The organism is Blastococcus sp. SYSU DS0510, assembly GCF_054050835.1.
In genome coordinates, this window is record NZ_JBJHAC010000006.1 from 120,845 (window position 1) to 138,776 (window position 17,932).

Here is a 17,932-nt window from a genome sequence, read left to right on the forward strand (position 1 = left end):
CCAGGCTCGCGCTGGGTCCCTGCACGGGGCCGTTCCAGGACGTCACCAGGAGGTCACCCGTGCAGCTGGAGAACTCGTTCACCGTCCCGGTGCCCGTCGACGAGGCTTGGCGGGTGCTGCTCGACATCGAGCGGATCGCGCCGTGCATGCCCGGCGCGGCCCTGGACTCCGTCGACGGCGACGACTTCACGGGGCGCGTGAAGGTCAAGCTCGGGCCGATCAACCTGACCTACCAGGGCAAGGCCTCGTTCATCGAGAAGGACGAGGCGGCGCACCGGGCGGTCATCGACGCGCGCGGGAAGGACCAGCGGGGCAACGGGACGGCGGCGGCCACGGTCACCGCCAACCTCCGCGCCGAGGGATCCGTCACGCGGGTCGACGTCCTCACCGACCTGAACATCACCGGCCGTCCGGCGCAGTTCGGGCGCGGGGTGATGACCGACGTCGGCAACAAGCTGCTCGGCCAGTTCGCCGACAAGCTCGCCGCGCAGCTCGGCGAGGGTGACGCGCAGGGCGACGCCGACCGCGCGGCCGCCGCGGCGGCCGCCGGGCCCGCGACGAAGGCGGCCGCGACGGCCACCGGGGTCGTCGAGGAGGTCGCCGCCTCGGCGGAGCAGGCCGCCGGCGAGGGGACGGCAGCCAAGAAGGCGGCGGCCGCCACCAAGAAGGCCGCCGCGTCGGCGACCGACAAGGTCAGCGAGTCGGCCGGCGCCGCCCCGGAGAAGAAGGCCGCCCCCACCAAGTCGGCTCCGGCGAAGAAGGCCGCCCCGGCGAAGGCCGCCTCCGGTAAGGAGACGGCGACCACGGAGCCCCCGGCCAAGGAGACCGCGGCCAAGGTGACGGCGGAGAAGGCCGCCGACACCGCGCCTGCCGGCAAGGCGCCCAGCGCGCCGCCGAACGCCAACACCGCGCCTCCCGGCCGGCCCTCGACCGGGGCGCCGCTGCGCAGCGTGCCCGGCAGCGGCCCGGCCGAGCGCTCACGTCCGGCCCAGTCCGAGCCCGAGCCCATCGACCTGCTCGAGGTGGCCGGTGGGGCGGCGCTGACCCGCTACGCCGGGCCCGCCGCGGGGGTCGCCGCGCTGGTCCTGGTCGTCGCCCTCGTGGTCAGGCGCCGCCGCCGGCGCTGAGCCGGACCGATCCGTCACCTGCTCCGGGGCTGCGGCCGGAGCGGGCGGCGAGTCGGTGGCCTGGTGGGTCCCTGCACCGATCTGACCTGCGGAAAGTGTCGTACCGCCGGCTTAGCCTGCGGGTATGTCGGTGGTCGGGTTCGCGGTCGGGGTGACGGTGTCACCGGTGGACCCGTTCCCATCCGAGTGGGAGCTCGCCGATCCGGAGCCGCGGCGGTTCGACGAGCCGCTGTCGGCGTGGCTGCCCGCCCGCCGCAGCGCCGGGGAGGTCGCGGAGCTGCTGGGGCAGATCGTGGCCGCCGAGGCGCGGCTGGCGGCGCTGCGGGTGGAGCTGGTGATGGACCTGGCGGCGGCCCGCCCGGCCCCGGCCGATCCGCTGCCCGGCGGGGAGCGGGCCGGAGCGGTGGGGCCGGCGGGTGTGAGTGAGTTCGTGCCCGATGAGCTGGCGGCGGTGCACAACTGCAGTCGGGCGGCGGCGGTGACCCTGCTGGAGCACGCCGAGGTGCTCACCGCCCGGCTGCCGGCCACCTTCGCCCGGCTGCGGCTGGGGCTGCTGGACTGGTCCCGGGCCCGGGCGATCGCCGCGGAGGTCGCCGCGGCCGGGGTCGACACCGATCCGGCGGTGATCGCCGCGGCGGAGGCCGCGGTGCTGCCCGGCGCCACCGGGCTGGGGCTGGGCCGGCTGCGCGAGGCCATGCGCGCGGAGCTGGTGGCCCGCGACGCCGCCGCGGCCGACCGGCGGCGGGAGGTCCGCCGGCGCGGCGCGGACGTGTCGGTGCGCCCGGTCGGGGACGGGATGAGCGAGCTGCGCGCTCTGCTCCCGCATCCCGACGCCCGGGCCTGCCGGGCGGCGGTGGACGCGCACGCCCGGGCGGCGAAGGAGGCCGGGGACGAGCGGCCGATCGGCATGCTGCGCGCCGGCGCCCTGGCCGATCTGCTGCTGCGCCCCTGGCAGGACGCCCCGGCGGTGACCGCGCAGCTGACCGTGATCGCCCCACTGTCCGCGCTCACCCCCGCCCGCTTCCTCGCCGCCGGCGCGCCACTGCCGTCCGCTTTCGTGGCCGCTGGCACCCCGCCGGGCGGACCGGCTCCGATCGGCGAGGTGGACGGTGAGCCGATCACCGCTACGCACCTGCGCGAACTGCTCACCCAGCTCGACGCCTGCACCCTGCAGGCCCCGCCCGGCGGCAGCCTGGACATCGCCATCACCGACGCCACCGGCAAGCTGCTGGCCGTCACCGGCCGGGCGGAACTGGCCCGGCTCGCCCGAAACGGCTGCCCCGACCACCCCACCGACCCCGACCACCCCGACACCGCCTGCGGCTGCCCGCTGCTGGGCCCGCCGCCGGCGGTCGACCGCTACCGGCCCTCGGCCGCCCAGCAGCGGTTCCTGCGGGTCCGCGACCGCACCTGCCGCCACCCCGGCTGCACCGTGCCCGCCGGCTGGGCCGACCTGGACCACGTCCTCCCCCACGCCGACGGCGGCCAGACCACCTGCCACAACCTGTGCTGCCTGTGCCGCCGCCACCACCGGCTCAAGACCTTCGCCCCCGGCTGGCAGCACACCATGACCGAGGACGGCGTGCTCACCGTCACCACCCCCAGCGGGGTCACCCGCACCACCCGACCACCCGGCCACCGCGTCCTGACCCAGCGACCCGGACCACCACCAGACCCGGACCCCGGCCCGGACCCGGAGCCGGAGCTCGAACCGGAGGTCGACCCACCCTTCTGACCCGACCGGTCAGGCGGGGAGCACCTCGGTGAGCCAGGCGGCGGCGGCCGCGCCGACGAGGTCCGGGTTCTTCTTCAGCGCGTGGTCGCCCGGCACCGCGTAGACCGACGCGTTGGCCCGGCCGGCGAGCACGGCGGCGACCTGGGCCGGCGTCCCGAAGGCGTCGGTCTCGCCCTGCACCGCGACCACGGGCAGTGTCACCCCGGTGAGCTCCGCCGCCCGGCTCTTCTCCGGCCGCCCCGGCGGGTGCAGCGGGAACGCCAGCGTCAGCACGCCGTCCGCGCCGACCTGCGCCGCGGTGCGGCAGGCCACGCGCGCCCCGGCGCTGCGCCCTCCGACGACGAGGGGACCGGCCAGGTGCCCGGCGCCCGCCAGGTGGGCCACGACCGCCCGCCAGCCCTCGTCCAGGCGGGCCGGCGCGGGGGCGATCCTCCTGCCCGCCACCCGCCACGGCTGCTCGACGAGCAGCACGCGCCACCCGCCCTCGGCCGCGTCGCGGGCCACCGCCTGCAGGTCCGCCGACTCCACCCCACCCCCGGCGCCGTGCCCCAGCAGCAGCGTCCCGCGGGAGCCCCCGTCGGAGAGGTGGGCGCGGGCCGGACCGTGCGGCGTCCCGATGTCGAGCGCGGTCACCGCGGCGGGAGCGCCAGCAGGCCGTCGACCGCGCCGGCGAGGTCGCGGCCGGTCACGTCGGGCTCGCCGTACACCGCCGGGAACACCCGCTCGCTCCGCGGGAACCACGCCCCGGTGAGGCCGGCCCGCCGCGCGCCGAGCACGTCCCAGCCGTGCGCGGCCACGAGCGCCATCCGCTCCGGGGCCACGTCGCAGACGCCCGCCGCCCACAGGTACACCTCGCGGGCCGGCTTCCAGGCGCGGATCGTCTCGCTCGTCATGCTGCGCTCCACCAGCGGCGTGATCCCGCCCCGCTCCAGGGCCGCCTCCGCGACGCCGGGCGAGCCGTGCGACAGGGTGACCACCCGGACCCCGGCCTCGGTGAGCCGGCGCAGCGCGGGCTCGACGTCGGGGTGCGGGGACAGCTCGCCGAAGGCATCGGCCACGCCCGCGCGCTGGTCGGCCGACAGCCCGGTCTCCTGCGCCAGCGCGGCGTCGAAGGCGTCCCGGAACCGGCACCACGAGCCGACGGCGGCCGCCGCGAAGCCGGTGAGCAGCGTGCGGGCGAAGACGGTGCCCAGGAGCGACCCCGCCTCCCCGAGCTCCACCAGGGCGGCGCGGACCGGCGCGAGGTCCAGCAGCGTCTCGTTGACGTCGAAGGCGACCACGTCGGGCCGGGAACGGGTCACGGGCGGCGTCATGCTGCCGGGCGCCCGGGGTCCTCGCCGGCCAGATCCCGGCCGTCCGAGCCGGTCCGGGCCTGGCGGTGGTGGCGGACGTCCATGGCGCGCTTCCAGACCAGCCACCCGATCCCCAGCGCGGCGGCTGTGTAGATCAGGTAGTCGAAGTACTCGAGGTACTCGTAGACCACGTCACCGAGGGCCACGCCCAGGCCGATGAGCACGCTGTTCCAGATGAGGCTGCCCGCGGCGGAGTAGAGGACGAACTGGCCGAGCGGCATCCGCACCACACCCGCGGGCACGGAGATGAAGCTGCGCACGATCGGCACCATCCGGCCGAAGAAGACCGCCGCGCGCCCGTGTCGCTCGAACCACTCGAAGGTGCGGTCGACGTCGGCGGTCTCGACCAGCGGCAGCCGGTCGAGGAAGGCATGCGAACGGCGGGGCCCCAGCGCCTTCCCGATGTAGTAGAAGAAGACCGCGCCCACGATCGACCCGAGGGTGGCGAACACCACGACCGGGACGAGGGCCATCTCGCCGCCGCGGATGAGCACCCCGGCCAGGCCGAGCACCACCTCGCTGGGGATCGGCGGGACCACGGTCTCCAGCAGGATGGCCAGACCCACGCCCACCGGGCCGAGGGCCTCCACGAGTTCGAGCAGGAATCCGGTGATGCCGCCCTCGTCGGAGGATGCAGCGGCGAGCGACGACATGGGTTCCACGGTAGAGGCGACCGGTTCCGCCGCCGCGCCCCCCGGCCGGGGCGCGGCTAGGTTCGGGGACCATGCGGCAGCGTTTCACCGCCCGGGCCCTCGTCGTCGGCGACCGAGCGGGGACGGTGATCCGGGACGGCGTGCTCGACGCCGTGGACGGTTCGATCACCTGGGCCGGCCCCGCCGCGGAGGCGCCGCCGCCCGGCGACGCGGAGGTCGTCGCGCTGCCCGGCGTCCTCACCCCGGGGTTGGTCAACGCGCACTCGCACGCCGCGATGGTGCTGTTCCGGGGCCAGGGCGAGGGGCTGCCGCTCGACCGCTGGCTGCAGGAGGTCATGTGGCCGCGCGAGGCCCGCCTCACGCCCGAGGACGTCGAGGTCGCCATGACCGCGGCGTCGGCGGAGATGCTGGGCAACGGCATCACCACCAGCGTCGAGATGTACTTCCACCCCGAGCGGATCGCCGCCGCCGTCACCACGACCGGCGCCCGGGCGGTGATCGCCACGCCGCTGCTGCCCCTGCCCGGCATGCCACCCGTGGCCGAGCAGCTCGACGCCGCCGTCGCCCTGGCGCGGAGCGCCCCCGCGGACGGGACGGTCGAGTACGGCATCGGGCCGCACGCGGCCTACACCGTCCCGCTGCCGGTGCTCGCCGACGCCGCACGGGCCGCCCGCGAGCACGACCTGCTGCTGCACTTGCACGTGGCCGAGACCGCGGCCGAGGGCGCCGACCTGCTCGCGGCGCACGGCCTGTCGGTGCCGGCCCTGCTCGCCTCCTACGACGTCCTGGGCGGGCGGGTGCTCGCCGCGCACTGCGTGCACCTGGACGACGGCGACCTGGACCTGTGGCGGGAGTTCGACGTCGCCGTCGCCCACTGCCCGGCCAGCAACGCCAAGCTCGCCAGCGGGGTCGCGCCGGTGCGCCCGATGCTCGACCTGGGCCTCCGCGTGGGCCTGGGCACCGACGGCCCGGCGTCCAACGACTCGCTCGACCTCTTCGCCGACCTGCGGCTGGCCGCCGGGATGGCGCGGCTGCGCGAGCGGTCGGCGACCGCGCTGACCGCCGGGGAGGCGTTCTGGCTGGCCACCGGCGGCGCCGCCGCTGCGCTGGGACGCCCGGACCTGGGGCAGCTCTCCGCCGGGCGACGGGCCGACCTGGTGCACGTCGACACCCGCGACCTGGTGTTCGAGCCGGTCGGCGACCCCGCGGACGTGCTGGCCCACCTGGTGTGGTCCGGCGCCGGGCGGCACGTGCGCGACGTCTGGGTGGGCGGTCGCCCCGCCGTGCGGGACGGCGCCTCCACGACGGTCGACGTGGACGCCCTGCGCAGCGACGTCGCCGAGCGGGCCGCCCGGCTCGCCGCGCGCTGACCTCAGCCGGCCGGAGCCCGCAGGGCGTCGTCGGTCCACGCGGACCCCCTGTTCAACCAGACGGTTGACCACGCGTGCGCCACGGTCTACGGTCTTCCTCAACCGAGAGGTTGAAGAAGAGGAGTGCTGTGGTGGCGGATCCGCTCTCCCGGGTGTTCTCGGCGCTGGCCGACCCCACCCGGCGGGACATCGTGGCGCGGCTCGCGGTCGGCGACGCCACGGTCAACGAGCTCGCCGCGCCCTACGACGTGACCGTCCAGGCCGTCTCCAAGCACCTCAAGGTGCTGGAGGACGCCGGCCTGGTGAGCCGGAGCCGGGAGGCCCAGCGCCGCCCGGTGCACCTCGAGGCAGAGGTCTTCGACCTCATGACGACGTGGATCGAGCGCTACCGGCGCCAGGCCGAGGAGCGCTACCGCCGGTTGGACGACGTCCTGCGCGCGATGCCGGACTCGCCCGCCACCCCACCCCAGGAAGGAACCCCGTCATGACCAGCACCGCCCACCGCGAGACCGAGATCGTCCTCGACCCGCAGGTCCCGCTCGTCCGCATCACCCGCGAGTTCGACGCCCCGCCCGAGAAGGTGTTCCGGGCGCACGTCGACCCCGAGCTGTTCGCCCGGTGGACCGGGCCACGGGGCATGCAGGTGCGGATCGACCGGTACGACTGCCGCACCGGCGGCTCCTACCGCTACGTCATGGCGCAGGACGGGGAGGACTACGCGTTCAACGGGGTCTTCCACGAGGTGCGCCCGGGCGAGGTCATCGTCCAGACCTTCGCCTTCGAGGGCATGCCGGACGACGTCGCCCTGGAGCGGCTCGTCTTCGAGGACCTCGGCGGCGGGCGCACCCGGCTCACCTCGACCTCGCTGGTCGACTCGTTCGAGGGCCGCGACGCCTTCGTCGCCAGCGGGATGGAGGTCGGCGTGAACGAGGGCTACGAGAAGCTGGACGAGTTGCTCGCCCGCTGACGGTCGAGCCACCAGCGCCGCACCCCGACCGCCGCGCCCAGGACGGCCCGGGCCGGCCGGCTCGCCGAGCGTCTCGCTGGCCCTGGGCCCGACGACCGTGGCGCCGACGACCCGCTGCTCCCCGTCGAGGACCAGGGTGGTGAAGCCCTCGGTCGCCCCGTCGGTGCGGGCCCGGTCGATCCCCGCCGTGCCGCCTCCGACGACGAGCAGGTCCCAGGTGTCGCCGCTCACGCGCGCAGGCTGATCGTCTCGCCCCGGTGGGCCGGCCGGACCGTGCCGGGCAGGCGCCGGCGGGCGACCTCGGCCACGAAGTCGCCCAGCGGCGAGGCGAAGACCGCGTAGTCGTCGTAGTGCACCGGCACGGTGACCGGCGGCTTCAGCAGCTCCACCAGGTCCGCGCCCTGCCGGCCGTCCATGGTCACCGTCAGCCCCAGCACCTTCGTGCCGCCCAGGTGCGGGATGACGACGTCGAGCGGGCCGCAGCGCTCCAGCACCTCGCCCAGGAACGGCCGGAAGAGGGTGTCGCCGCTGATGTAGCCGCGCCAGCTCACCGCGCCGTCGCGCACCAGCTCCAGCACGCTGCCCATGACCTGGGGGAGCGCCCGGGCCAGCGGTCCCGGGCCGTGCACGCCCGGCACCGAGGTCACCCGCAGCTCCTCGCCCTCGCGAGCGAAGGTGTGCGTCTGCCACGGTCGTAGGTCGGCGGTGCCGGTGAAGCCGCGGTCGGCCAGGCACTTCGAGGCCTCCGGCGTCGTGACGACCGGCGTCTCCTTCGCCAGCGTCCGCGTGGCGATCCGGTCCCAGTGGTCGCCGTGCATGTGCGAGAGCAGGATGCCGTCCAGCTCGGGCAGCTGGGCCGGGAGCAGGGCCGGGTCGGTCAGCCGCTTGCTGCGGAGCCCGTAGCCCAGGTGTGCCCGCTGGCCGCGGTGCAGGAAGTTCGGGTCGGTGAGCAGCGTGAAACCCCCGACGCGCAGCAGCATCGTCGCGTTGCCGCCGAAGGTCATGGTCACGTCGTCCGCAGCGCCGTCCATGCGCGGCGCTTACCCCGGGCACTCCGCGTCACGCCTGCCCGCGCGCTGGTAGACAGGCGACGTGCCAGGAACCCGCACGATCGACGAGACCTTCCTCGCGCTGCCGCTGTCCGCGCTGACCGACGCCGCGCTGACCCGCGCGGTCGACCTCGGCTGCTCGCACGCCGACCTGCGGGTGGAGCGCATCCGCACCCAGACGATCAGCCTGCGCGACGCCCGGCCCGAGGCCTTCACCGACGGCGAGGACCTGGGGCTGGCCGTCCGGGTCGTCTTCGAGGGCACCTGGGGGTTCGCGGCCGGCGTCGTCCTCACCGCGGCCGAGGCGGTGCGCCTGGCCGAGGAGGCCGTCGCCGTGGCCCGGGTGGCCGCCGCCCTCAACTCCGACCGCGTGGAGCTGGCGCCGGAGCCCGTGTACCGCGACGCCGAGTACGTCTCCGCCTACGACGTCGACCCGTTCACCGTGCCGGACGCCGAGAAGACGGCGCTGCTCACCGGGCTGTCCGAGCAGCTGCTGGCCGCCGACGGCGTCGAGCACGTGCAGGCCACCTGCATGCTGGTCAAGGAGCAGAAGTACTACGCCGACACCGCGGGCACCCGCACCCGGCAGCAGCGGGTGCGCCTCAACCCCGACCTCACGGCGCTCGCCGTCGACCGCGCCACCGGGTCGTTCGAGAGCATGCGCACCCTCGCCCCGCCGGCCGGCCGCGGGTGGGAGTACCTCACCGGCACCGGCTGGGACTGGCAGGCGGAGCTCGCGGAGCTCCCCGAGCTGCTGCGCGAGAAGACCAAGGCGCCCTCGGTGCAGGCGGGCCGGTACGACCTCGTCGTCGACCCGTCCAACCTGTGGCTGACCATCCACGAGTCGATCGGGCACGCCACCGAGCTGGACCGGGCGCTGGGCTACGAGGCGGCGTACGCGGGCACCTCCTTCGCCACCCCTGACCAGCTGGGCAGCCTCCGGTACGGCTCACCGCTGATGGACGTCACCGGCGACCGCACCGCCCTGCACGGGCTCTCGACCGTGGGCTGGGACGACGAGGGCGTCGCCGGCCAGCAGTGGGACATCGTGAAGGACGGCGTCCTCGTGGGCTACCAGGTGGATCGGAACATGGCCCGGCTGCAGGGCATGGAGCGGTCCAACGGCTGCGCCTACGCCGACTCGCCCGGCCACGTCCCGGTGCAGCGCATGGCCAACGTGTCCCTGCAGCCGGCCCCCGACGGGCCGAGCACCCAGGAGATCATCGGCGGCGTCGAGCGCGGCATCTACGTCGTCGGCGACAAGAGCTGGTCGATCGACATGCAGCGCTACAACTTCCAGTTCACCGGCCAGCGGTTCTACCGGATCGACAGCGGCCGGCTTGCCGGGCAGGTGCGCGACGTCGCCTACCAGGCGACGACGACGGACTTCTGGGGCTCGATGCGGGTCGTCGGCGGCCCGCAGACCTACGTCCTGGGTGGCGCGTTCAACTGCGGCAAGGCGCAGCCCGGCCAGACCGCGGCGGTCAGCCACGGCTGCCCCACCGCCCTGTTCGAGGGCGTCACCATCCTCAACACCGTCGAGGAGGCCGGGCGATGACCACGACCCCGCAGCAGATCGTCGAGCGGGCGCTGGCCGCCTCGACCGCCGACGGGCAGATCACGTTCGTCGTCGAGGGGTCCGAGGCGAACCTGCGCTGGGCCGCCAACAGCCTGACCACCAACGGTGCCATGCGCTCGCGCCAGGTCGTCGTCATCTCCTTCGTCGACGGCGGCGCCGGCATGGCCGCGGGCACCGTGAGCCGCTCGGGGACGCCGGACGTCGCGGGTCTCGTGGCCGCCAGTGAGCAGGCCGCACGCGACGCGGGCCCGGCCGAGGACGCGATGCCGCTGATCGCCGACACCCCGCCCGGGGCCGGCGACTGGGACGCCGAGCCCGCGGAGACCTCGATCGAGGTGTTCTCGGAGTTCGCCCCGGCGCTCGGCCAGGCCTTCGGCGAGGCCCGCGACCGCGGCGAGCTGCTCTTCGGCTTCGCCGAGCACTCGATGCGTTCCACGTACCTCGGCAGCTCCACGGGGCTGCGCCTCCGCCACGACCAGCCCACGGGCCGGGTGGAGCTCAACGGCAAGACGCCGGACTTCGGCCGTTCGGTGTGGGCGGGCACCGGCACCCGCGACTTCACCGACGTCTCGGTGCCCGACCTCGCCGCGGACGTGCGGCAGAAGCTGGCCTGGTCGCAGCGGCGCGTGGACCTGCCGGCGGGCCGGTACGAGACCCTGCTGCCGCCCTCGGCCGTCGCCGACCTGATGATCTACCTCTACTGGACGATGGAGGCGCGGGACGCCGACGAGGGCCGCAACGTCTTCGCCCGGACCGGCGGCGGCACCCGCATCGGCGAGCGGCTCGCGACGCTGCCGCTGACGTTGCGCAGCGATCCGCACGCCCCGGGCCTGGAGGCCTCGCCGTTCCAGGTGGTGGGGGGCTCCTCCGGCGCCGCCTCGGTCTTCGACAACGGGATGGCGACGCCGGCGGTCGACTGGATCTCCGAGGGAGTCCTGAGCAACCTGGTCCGGCCGCGGTCGTGGGCGCTGAAGACCACCGCGCCGGCCACCGCCGCCGTCGACAACCTGATCCTCGAGGACCGCACCGCCACGGCCACCCAGGCCGAGATGGTGGCCGCGACCGACCGGGGCCTGCTGCTGACGACCCTCTGGTACATCCGCGAGGTGGACCCGCAGACCCTGCTGCTCACCGGGCTCACCCGCGACGGGGTCTTCCTGGTGGAGGACGGCGAGGTGACCGGCGCGGTGAACAACTTCCGGTTCAACGAGTCCCCGGTCGACCTGCTCGGCCGGGCCGTGCAGGCGGGCCGCACCGAGCGCACGCTGCCGCGGGAGTGGAACGACTGGTTCACCCGCACCGCGATGCCGGCGCTGCGGGTGCCGGACTTCAACATGAGCAGCGTCAGCCCCGCCAGCTGAGGGCGCCCGGGCGGGTCGGGGCCGTTCCGTCACAGTTCCGCCAAGTCGATCTCGCGCAGCCTGGCGGAAACTGACGGCGACGATTCGTGTGCGTCGAACTACTCTCGGTTGCGGTACATGAGCGAGCGGAAGGCTTTACCCCGGAGCGGGTCCTGCCGAAACCTCTCGTAGCTCGAACACCGGGTACCGCACGCGAGCCCCGCTCCCACGGGGCTGTCGAGGGGAGGACTCCGTGACCAGGAGTCGCAAGCCGTCCGTCTTCCAGGTGGGCAAGGTCCGCGACGACGGGCACACCGTCGTCATCTCCGGCTGGGGCCTGGGCCTCTGCGCCGCCGCCTGCACCTGCCACCGCCACCCGTCGGCCGGCCACCTCGCGATCGCCGAGGACCAGGCCGGTGGCTCCATCGGCCTGGTCAGCTTCCGCGACGGCGGCTGCGACTGCTGCGAGCCGTGGACCTCCGAGGAGCTCTCGGGCATCCTGCGCGACTTCCGGGCCCTCGACGTCCTCGAGGTGCAGGAGCCCCTCGCCGGCTGATCGAAGGACCCCCCGTGCCCCCCGCCACTCGCACGCTCGTGGCGGGACCCTGCACGGCGGCCGTTCCACAGCGTCACCTGCGGGGTAGTGCCGGCCCATGTTGGGACGCGCTGCCCTTCGGGGCGCTCTCGCCGGCCTGGCCGGTGTCGCCGTGATGACGCTCGGCGAGAAGGCCGAGCAGGCGGTGACGCACCGGCCGGACAGCTACGTGCCGGCCCGCACGATGACGGCGCTCGCGACCGGACGGCGGCTGCCGGGCTCGGCCCGCCCGCCGGTCCGCAACCACCTCATGCACTGGGGGACCGGGGCCGCCGTCGGCGCGCTCCGCGGCATCTGGGCCGCCAGCGGTCTGCGCGGCGTCCGCGCATCGGTCTGGCACGCCTCCATCCGGCTGGCCACCGACCAGACGCTGGAGAACGCCACCGGCGTCGGCGCCCCGCCCTGGACCTGGTCCCGCCGCGACCAGGTCGTCGACGTCGCCCACAAGACCGTGTACTCCCTCGTCACCGGGGCCGTCGCCGACCGACTGATCCCCCTTGCGCCCGACCGCCTCCCCGACGGCACCGCGGCCGGTCCCCGCCGCCGCTGACCGACCCCGTGGCGGTGGGCGCCTCCCGTGACCGGTGTGACGCCTGGGGCGAACCCGCGGTCGTCCGCCCGCGCGCCCCCGACTACTTCTCGAGACGACCTCCCTACGGTCCGTGCTGACGCGCATGGTTGCGGCCCCTTCCCCGGGCCCGGCGCAGCTGATCGGAGGCCAGGGTGCACGCGCAGCGCACGACCACCCGACGCCGCTCGCGTGCCGTCCTGGCGGTCGGCGCCGCGGTGCTGGCGGCGGCGACGGCGGTCCTCCCCGCGACGACGGCCCACGCCGAGCCCGGCTCGGTGGCCGAGGCGGCGTCGCTGATGGCGGAGGCCGCCCAGCAGCTCACCGTGATCGAGGCCCAGGTGCACGAGGCGGAGGAGATCGTCGCCGGCCAGCAGCAGGCAGCCGCCGCGGCCGCCGACCAGGCGCAGGCCGCCCGCGAGGCGCTCATCGTCCACGAGCCGCAGATCCGCGCCATCGTGCAGAGCAGCTTCACCAGCACGACCCAGTCGCGCGTCGCCGCCTTCCTCACCAGCGCCTCGGCCGACGAGCTCGTCCAGCAGATGACGACGCTGGACATGATCGCCACGCACACCAACGAGGTCATCGCGCAGGTCGCCGCGGCCCGCGCCGCCGCGGAACAGGCGCAGGCCGCCGCCGATGCCGCCACCGCGACCGCGCAGGCGGGGCTGGCCGAGCTGCAGGCCCAGCAGGCCGAGGTCGAGCGGCGGGCCGCCGAGTACCAGTCGGACTACGACCGGCTCTCGGCCGCCGAGCAGGAGCGCGTCTCCACCATCGTGGCCGGCCCGAGGCTGTCGACGCCGACGGTCGCGGAGCTGCCGGTCGCGGCGGGCAGTGCGGCCGCGACCGCGATCCAGGTGGCGCTGTCGAAGGTCGGCTCCCCCTACCGCTCCGGCGCCACCGGCCCCAGCGCCTTCGACTGCTCCGGCCTCACCTCCTACGCCTACGCCGCCGCCGGCATCGCGCTCCCGCGCACCAGCAGCGGCCAGTCCACGATCGGTCCGCAGCTCTCGCGCGGCGAGCTCCAGCCCGGCGACCTGGTCTTCTACTACTCGCCGATCAGCCACGTCGCCCTCTACATCGGCAACGGGATGATCGTGCACGCCCGCACCTACGGCACCCCGCTGTCGGTCACCTCGGTCGACCAGGGCGGCTTCCGGTTCGGCGTCCGCCCCACCGGCTGACCCGCCCGCCGGCCACCCGGAGCCCGGTCCGCACGACCCCGTTCCGCGGTCCGTCCCCGCCCGACGTACGTTGCGGGGCAGCAGTGACCGGCGGGAGAGGGGCACCAGGTGAGCGGCGAGGTTCCGGAGCGGGTCCGCGGCATCTACGACGAGGTGCTGCGGCGCAATCCCGGTGAGACGGAGTTCCACCAGGCCGTCCGCGAGGTCCTGGAGTCCCTCGCCGTCGTCCTCGACCGGCACGGCGAGTACACCGAGATGAAGACAGTCGAGCGGATCTGCGAGCCGGAGCGGCAGATCATCTTCCGGGTGCCGTGGCAGGACGACCGCGGCGAGGTGTGGATCAACCGTGGCTTCCGGGTGGAGTTCAACTCCGCGCTGGGCCCCTACAAGGGCGGGCTGCGCTTCCACCCGTCGGTGAACCTGGGCATCGTCAAGTTCCTCGGGTTCGAGCAGATCTTCAAGAACGCGCTCACCGGCATGCCCATCGGCGGCGGCAAGGGCGGCTCCGACTTCGATCCGAAGGGTCGCTCGGACGCCGAGATCATGCGGTTCTGCCAGTCGTTCATGACCGAGCTCTACCGGCACCTGGGCGAGTACACCGACGTGCCCGCCGGCGACATCGGCGTCGGCGCCCGCGAGATCGGCTACCTGTTCGGCCAGTACAAGCGGATCACCAACCGGTACGAGTCCGGCGTCCTCACCGGCAAGGGCCTGGGCTGGGGCGGCGCGCTGGTCCGCACGGAGGCCACCGGCTACGGCGCGGCCTTCTTCGCCGAGGCGATGATGGCGGCGCGCGGCCAGACCTTCGACGGCGCGCGGGTCGTGGTCAGCGGCTCGGGCAACGTCGCCGTCTACGGCATCGAGAAGGTGCACCAGCTCGGCGGCACCGTCGTCGCCTGCTCGGACTCCAGCGGCTACGTCGTCGACGAGAAGGGCATCGACCTCGACCTGCTCAAGCAGGTCAAGGAGGTCGAGCGGGGCCGGATCTCCGACTACGCCGAGCGCCGCGACTCGGCGAGCTTCGTGCCCGACGGCAGCATCTGGGACGTCCCCTGCGAGGTGGCGATCCCCAGCGCCACGCAGAACGAGCTCGACGGCGACGCCGCCGAGGTGCTCGCCCGCAACGGCTGCCGCTACGTGGTGGAGGGGGCGAACATGCCCGCCACCCCGTCGGCGGTGAAGGTCCTCCGTGAGGCGGGGATCGCCTTCGCACCCGGCAAGGCCGCCAACGCCGGCGGCGTGGCCACCTCCGCGCTCGAGATGCAGCAGAACGCCTCGCGCGACCGCTGGACCTTCGAGCACAGCGAGTCCCGGCTGGCCGAGATCATGCGCGACATCCACACCCGCTGCCACGAGACCGCCGAGGAGTACGGCTCACCGGGCGACCTGGTGCTCGGGGCGAACGTCGCGGGCTTCCTGCAGGTGGCCGAGGCGGTGCACGCGCACGGCCTCATCTAGAAGGACCCCCTCGCCCCCCGCCGCTCGCAGGCTCGCGGCGGGCCCCTGCGAGGGGGCCGTTCCAGCCCCTACAGTTCTGCGCGGACGATCTCGGCGGCGAGCGCGAGGGAGCGCATCTTGCCCGCCGCGGACTCGCGGGACAGGTACTTCAGCCCGCAGTCGCTGGTGAGCACGAGCCGGTCGATGTCGACGTCGTCCAGCGCGCGCCGCACCCGGCCGGCCACCGTCTCCGGCGTCTCCACCTCCTCGGTGGAGAGGTCGAGGACGCCGAGCGCGATGCCCTTGCCCCGGAGCGGGCGCAGCGTGGCCGGGTCGAGGTGGGACTGCGCGGTCTCCACCGCCACCGTGTCCACCGGGGTGTCGGCCAGCTCCGGCAGGAACGAGTAGCCCTCGGGCCGCTCGGACACCATCGCCGCGTAGCCGAAGCACAGGTGCAGGTGGACCGGCCCCGGGGCGCCCTCCACCGCGCGGCTGACCGCCTCCGCGCCGTACTGGCGGGCCACCTCGGGCCGGGCCTGCAGCCACGGTTCGTCGATCTGCACGATGTCGGCGCCGGCGGCGAACAGGTCGGCGATCTCCGCCCGGACGACGTCGGCGTACGCCAGCGCCAGCGCGCGGCCGTCGCCGTAGTGCTCGTCCTGCGCCTGCTGCGCCATGGTGAACGGGCCGGGGACCGTGATCTTGACGGTCCGGTCGGTGTGCGCCCGCAGGAACCGGACGTCGTCGGCCTGGATCGGGCCCGGGCGGCCGATGTCGCCGACCACGCGCGGCACCGGGATCGGCTTGCCCGAGCGGTTGAGGATGCTGCCCGGGTGGTCGACGTCGACGCCGTTGAGCGCCGTCGCGAAGTGGTTGGAGTAGGACTCCCGCCGGATCTCGCCGTCGGTGAGGATGTCCAGCCCCGCCTCCTCCTGCGAGCGGATCGCGAGGAGGGTCGCGTCGTCCTGCGCCCCGGGGAGCAACTCCGCCGGGATGCGCCACAGCTCCGCGGCCCGCACCCGGGGCGGGAACTGGTGGGCGAGGCGGTCGCGGTCGATGAGCCAGTGCGGCTGGGGGAGGCTGCCGACGATCGAGGTGGGCAGCGGGGGCAGGGGTGCGGCGGACATGCCGCTGAGTCTGCCGGGGCCGAGGTCGGTGCGCGTGGTGCGCACGTGTGCTGTGCTGGGGGCGTGGCGGACAACTACATCGCGGAACTGCCCTTCGGGGCCCCGAGGATCGACGACGAGGCATTCGTGGCCCCGACCGCCGTGGTGGTGGGGGCGGTCACCATGGGCCCACGCGCGAGCATCTGGTACGGCGCCGTGGCCCGGGCCGACCAGGAGACCATCGACATCGGGGCCGGCTCCAACGTCCAGGACGGGTGCACGCTGCACTCCGACCCCGGCTTCCCGCTGGTGGTGGGCCGCGACGTGACGGTCGGGCACCGTGTCGTGCTGCACGGCGCGCGGATCGACGACGAAGTCCTGGTCGGCATGGGCAGCGTCGTGATGAACGGGGCGCACATCGGCACCGGCTCGATCGTCGCCGCCGGGGCCGTGGTCACGCAGGGCAAGCAGTTCCCCCCGCGCTCGGTGATCGCCGGCGTCCCGGCGAAGGTGGTGCGCGAGGCCACCGACGACGACCTGCTGCACATCCGCGGCAACGCGGCCGCCTACTCCGAGCGGCTGCCGGAGGCGCGCAAGGTGCGGCCCGTCGTGCGCCGGCCCCTGCCGCCGGCCGGCATGGTGCCCGGGGACGCGCTCTCCTAGCGGGCGGCCAGCCACTCCCGCAGGCCGGCCAGCAGGCGGTCGACGTCGTCGGTGTCGCTGTAGGGGGCCAGGCCCACCCGCAGGCCACCGGTGTCGCCGAGCCCGAGCCACCGGCTGGCCTCGATCGCGTAGAAGGAGCCCGCCGGGGCGTTCACGCCCCGCGCGGCGAGGAAGCGGTAGGCCTCGGCTGCGTCCCGCCCCTCGAAGGTCAGCAGCAGCGTCGGCGTGCGGTGCGCAGCCCGGGACCACACCCGCACCCCGGGCAGCTCCGCCACGCCGGCCTCCAGCCGCTCGCGCAGCCGGTCCTCGTGCTCCTCGACGGCGGTCATCGCCGCGACGAGCCGCTCCCGGCGGGTCCCGCCGTCCCCGAGGGCGGCGAGGAACTCCACCGCCGCGGTGGTGCCGGCCAGCAGCTCGTAGGGCAGGGTGCCGAGCTCGTAGCGCTCGGGGACGGCGTCCGAGCTCGGCAGCAGCTTGGCCGGGCGCAGCGTCGTCAGCAGCGCCGGGTCCGCGGCGAGCACGCCGCAGTGCGGGCCGAGGAACTTGTACGGCGAGCAGAGGAAGACGTCGGCGCCGAGCGCGGGGACGTCGACCGGCGCGTGGGCGGTGAGGTGCACGCCGTCGACGACGAGCAGGGCGCCCGCCGCGTGCACCCGCGCGGCGATCTCCTCGATCGGCGGCCGGGTGCCGATCAGGTTGGAGGCACCGGTCACCGCGACCAGCCGCGTGCGGTCGCCGAGCACGGCGGCGACGTCGTCGGCGGTCAGCTCGCCGGTGGCCGGGTCGAACGCCGCCCACCGCACCGTCGCGCCCACCGCCTCGGCCGCCACCACCCACGGCCGGATGTTGGCGTCGTGGTCGAGCCGGGTGACCACCACCTCGTCGCCGGGGCCCCAGCCGGCGGCGAGCGTGCGGGCCAGGTCGAACGTGAGCGCGGTGGCGCTGCGGCCGAAGACGACGCCGCCGGGGTCGACCCCGAGCAGGTCGGCCATCGCCGAGCGCGCGCCGAGCACCGTCTCGTCGGCGAGCCGCTCGGCGGCGGTCACCGAGCCGCGGTTGCTGATCGGCGCGGTCAACGTCGCGGCCACCGCACGGCCCACCGCCTCGGGCACCTGGGTGCCGCCGGGGCCGTCGAAGTGCGCGGTGCCGCTCGCCAGCGACGGGAAGCAGGCGCGGAGCGCGGCGACGTCGAAGCCCATGGTCACCG

At 75.0% G+C, this 17,932-nt stretch carries 18 protein-coding genes; 12 read left to right on the forward strand and 6 right to left on the reverse strand.

Annotation, left to right across the window (positions count from 1 at the left end):
- Nucleotides 1–59 precede the first annotated feature (59 nt).
- Both ACI79P_RS07115 and ACI79P_RS07120 read left to right on the forward strand, forming a co-directional pair.
- A complete protein-coding gene (locus ACI79P_RS07115) occupies nt 60–1,127 on the forward strand; it encodes an SRPBCC domain-containing protein (protein ID WP_456580332.1) in 1,068 nt (355 codons plus the stop codon).
- A gap of 124 nt (nt 1,128–1,251) precedes the next feature.
- Nucleotides 1,252–2,862 carry a DUF222 domain-containing protein gene (locus ACI79P_RS07120; RefSeq protein ID WP_456580333.1) on the forward strand — a complete coding sequence of 537 codons (1,611 nt, stop codon included), beginning with the start codon at nt 1,252–1,254 and terminating at the stop codon, nt 2,860–2,862.
- A 9-nt stretch (nt 2,863–2,871) separates the two neighbouring features.
- On the opposite strand, the gene ACI79P_RS07125 is transcribed toward ACI79P_RS07120, so the two are convergent.
- From ACI79P_RS07125 to ACI79P_RS07135, 3 genes are read right to left on the reverse strand one after another with little or no spacing between them, the layout of a single operon-like run.
- Nucleotides 2,872–3,495 (reverse strand): alpha/beta hydrolase family protein, encoded by a 624-nt coding sequence (locus tag ACI79P_RS07125; protein WP_456580334.1) that lies wholly within the window; start codon nt 3,493–3,495, stop codon nt 2,872–2,874.
- Nucleotides 3,492–4,163, reverse strand: coding sequence for an HAD-IA family hydrolase (locus ACI79P_RS07130; protein WP_456580335.1), 672 nt, complete (start codon nt 4,161–4,163; stop codon nt 3,492–3,494). The genes ACI79P_RS07125 and ACI79P_RS07130 overlap by 4 nt, the downstream gene beginning before the upstream one ends.
- Nucleotides 4,164–4,171: 8 nt before the next feature.
- A complete protein-coding gene (locus ACI79P_RS07135) occupies nt 4,172–4,867 on the reverse strand; it encodes a DedA family protein (RefSeq protein WP_456580336.1) in 696 nt (231 codons plus the stop codon).
- A gap of 71 nt (nt 4,868–4,938) precedes the next feature.
- Here ACI79P_RS07135 and ACI79P_RS07140 point away from each other — a divergent pair, with 71 nt between their 5' ends.
- The 3 genes from ACI79P_RS07140 (at nt 4,939) to ACI79P_RS07150 (ending at nt 7,204) form a co-directional block, all read left to right on the forward strand.
- Nucleotides 4,939–6,237, forward strand: a complete 1,299-nt coding sequence (locus ACI79P_RS07140; protein ID WP_456580337.1) for an amidohydrolase family protein — start codon at nt 4,939–4,941, stop codon at nt 6,235–6,237.
- Nucleotides 6,238–6,368: 131 nt separating this feature from the next.
- Nucleotides 6,369–6,725: an ArsR/SmtB family transcription factor gene (locus ACI79P_RS07145; protein ID WP_456580338.1), complete on the forward strand. Its 357-nt coding sequence runs from the start codon at nt 6,369–6,371 to the stop codon at nt 6,723–6,725.
- Entirely contained in the window at nt 6,722–7,204 is a 483-nt protein-coding gene (locus ACI79P_RS07150) for an SRPBCC family protein (protein WP_456580339.1), read from the forward strand. The genes ACI79P_RS07145 and ACI79P_RS07150 overlap by 4 nt, the downstream gene beginning before the upstream one ends.
- A gap of 227 nt (nt 7,205–7,431) precedes the next feature.
- Here ACI79P_RS07150 and ACI79P_RS07155 read toward each other — a convergent pair whose 3' ends face one another.
- Nucleotides 7,432–8,235 (reverse strand): MBL fold metallo-hydrolase, encoded by an 804-nt coding sequence (locus tag ACI79P_RS07155; protein WP_456580340.1) that lies wholly within the window; start codon nt 8,233–8,235, stop codon nt 7,432–7,434.
- Nucleotides 8,236–8,296: 61 nt separating this feature from the next.
- Between ACI79P_RS07155 and ACI79P_RS07160 the strand changes: the two genes are divergently transcribed.
- The 6 genes from ACI79P_RS07160 to gdhA all read left to right on the forward strand — a co-directional run bounded on the left by ACI79P_RS07160 (nt 8,297) and on the right by gdhA (nt 14,977).
- Complete coding sequence (locus tag ACI79P_RS07160) at nt 8,297–9,811, forward strand: TldD/PmbA family protein (protein WP_456580341.1); 1,515 nt, start codon at nt 8,297–8,299, stop codon at nt 9,809–9,811.
- Nucleotides 9,808–11,193, forward strand: a complete 1,386-nt coding sequence (locus ACI79P_RS07165) for a metallopeptidase TldD-related protein (RefSeq protein ID WP_456580342.1) — start codon at nt 9,808–9,810, stop codon at nt 11,191–11,193. The genes ACI79P_RS07160 and ACI79P_RS07165 overlap by 4 nt, the downstream gene beginning before the upstream one ends.
- Nucleotides 11,194–11,425: 232 nt before the next feature.
- Nucleotides 11,426–11,728: a hypothetical protein gene (locus ACI79P_RS07170; protein WP_456580343.1), complete on the forward strand. Its 303-nt coding sequence runs from the start codon at nt 11,426–11,428 to the stop codon at nt 11,726–11,728.
- Nucleotides 11,729–11,825: 97 nt separating this feature from the next.
- Entirely contained in the window at nt 11,826–12,317 is a 492-nt protein-coding gene (locus tag ACI79P_RS07175) for a hypothetical protein (protein ID WP_456580344.1), read from the forward strand.
- Nucleotides 12,318–12,490: 173 nt separating this feature from the next.
- On the forward strand, nt 12,491–13,519 hold the full coding sequence (locus ACI79P_RS07180) for a C40 family peptidase (protein WP_456580345.1): 1,029 nt from the start codon (nt 12,491–12,493) through the stop codon (nt 13,517–13,519).
- A 108-nt stretch (nt 13,520–13,627) separates the two neighbouring features.
- Complete coding sequence (gene gdhA, locus ACI79P_RS07185) at nt 13,628–14,977, forward strand: NADP-specific glutamate dehydrogenase (protein ID WP_456580346.1); 1,350 nt, start codon at nt 13,628–13,630, stop codon at nt 14,975–14,977.
- A 68-nt stretch (nt 14,978–15,045) separates the two neighbouring features.
- Here the strand turns inward: gdhA and ACI79P_RS07190 are convergent, their stop codons facing one another.
- On the reverse strand, nt 15,046–16,083 hold the full coding sequence (locus ACI79P_RS07190; RefSeq protein WP_456580347.1) for a 5-methyltetrahydropteroyltriglutamate--homocysteine methyltransferase: 1,038 nt from the start codon (nt 16,081–16,083) through the stop codon (nt 15,046–15,048).
- A 63-nt stretch (nt 16,084–16,146) separates the two neighbouring features.
- Between ACI79P_RS07190 and ACI79P_RS07195 the strand changes: the two genes are divergently transcribed.
- Nucleotides 16,147–16,725, forward strand: coding sequence for a gamma carbonic anhydrase family protein (locus tag ACI79P_RS07195; RefSeq protein ID WP_456580348.1), 579 nt, complete (start codon nt 16,147–16,149; stop codon nt 16,723–16,725).
- Here ACI79P_RS07195 and ACI79P_RS07200 read toward each other — a convergent pair.
- Entirely contained in the window at nt 16,722–17,924 is a 1,203-nt protein-coding gene (locus tag ACI79P_RS07200; protein WP_456580349.1) for a cysteine desulfurase-like protein, read from the reverse strand. The genes ACI79P_RS07195 and ACI79P_RS07200 overlap by 4 nt on opposite strands.
- Nucleotides 17,925–17,932: the final 8 nt, after the last annotated feature.

Excerpts from the sequence above, each read along its gene's own strand:
- ACI79P_RS07120 (WP_456580333.1), top strand. The coding sequence starts at position 1,252 with ATGTCGGTGGTCGGGTTCGCGGTCGGGGTGACGGTGTCACCGGTGGAC.
- ACI79P_RS07135 (WP_456580336.1), bottom strand. The coding sequence starts at position 4,867 with ATGTCGTCGCTCGCCGCTGCATCCTCCGACGAGGGCGGCATCACCGGA.
- ACI79P_RS07140 (WP_456580337.1), top strand. The coding sequence starts at position 4,939 with ATGCGGCAGCGTTTCACCGCCCGGGCCCTCGTCGTCGGCGACCGAGCG.
- ACI79P_RS07150 (WP_456580339.1), top strand. The coding sequence starts at position 6,722 with ATGACCAGCACCGCCCACCGCGAGACCGAGATCGTCCTCGACCCGCAG.
- ACI79P_RS07155 (WP_456580340.1), bottom strand. The coding sequence starts at position 8,235 with ATGGACGGCGCTGCGGACGACGTGACCATGACCTTCGGCGGCAACGCG.
- ACI79P_RS07165 (WP_456580342.1), top strand. The coding sequence starts at position 9,808 with ATGACCACGACCCCGCAGCAGATCGTCGAGCGGGCGCTGGCCGCCTCG.
- ACI79P_RS07175 (WP_456580344.1), top strand. The coding sequence starts at position 11,826 with ATGTTGGGACGCGCTGCCCTTCGGGGCGCTCTCGCCGGCCTGGCCGGT.
- ACI79P_RS07190 (WP_456580347.1), bottom strand. The coding sequence starts at position 16,083 with ATGTCCGCCGCACCCCTGCCCCCGCTGCCCACCTCGATCGTCGGCAGC.
- ACI79P_RS07200 (WP_456580349.1), bottom strand. The coding sequence starts at position 17,924 with ATGGGCTTCGACGTCGCCGCGCTCCGCGCCTGCTTCCCGTCGCTGGCG.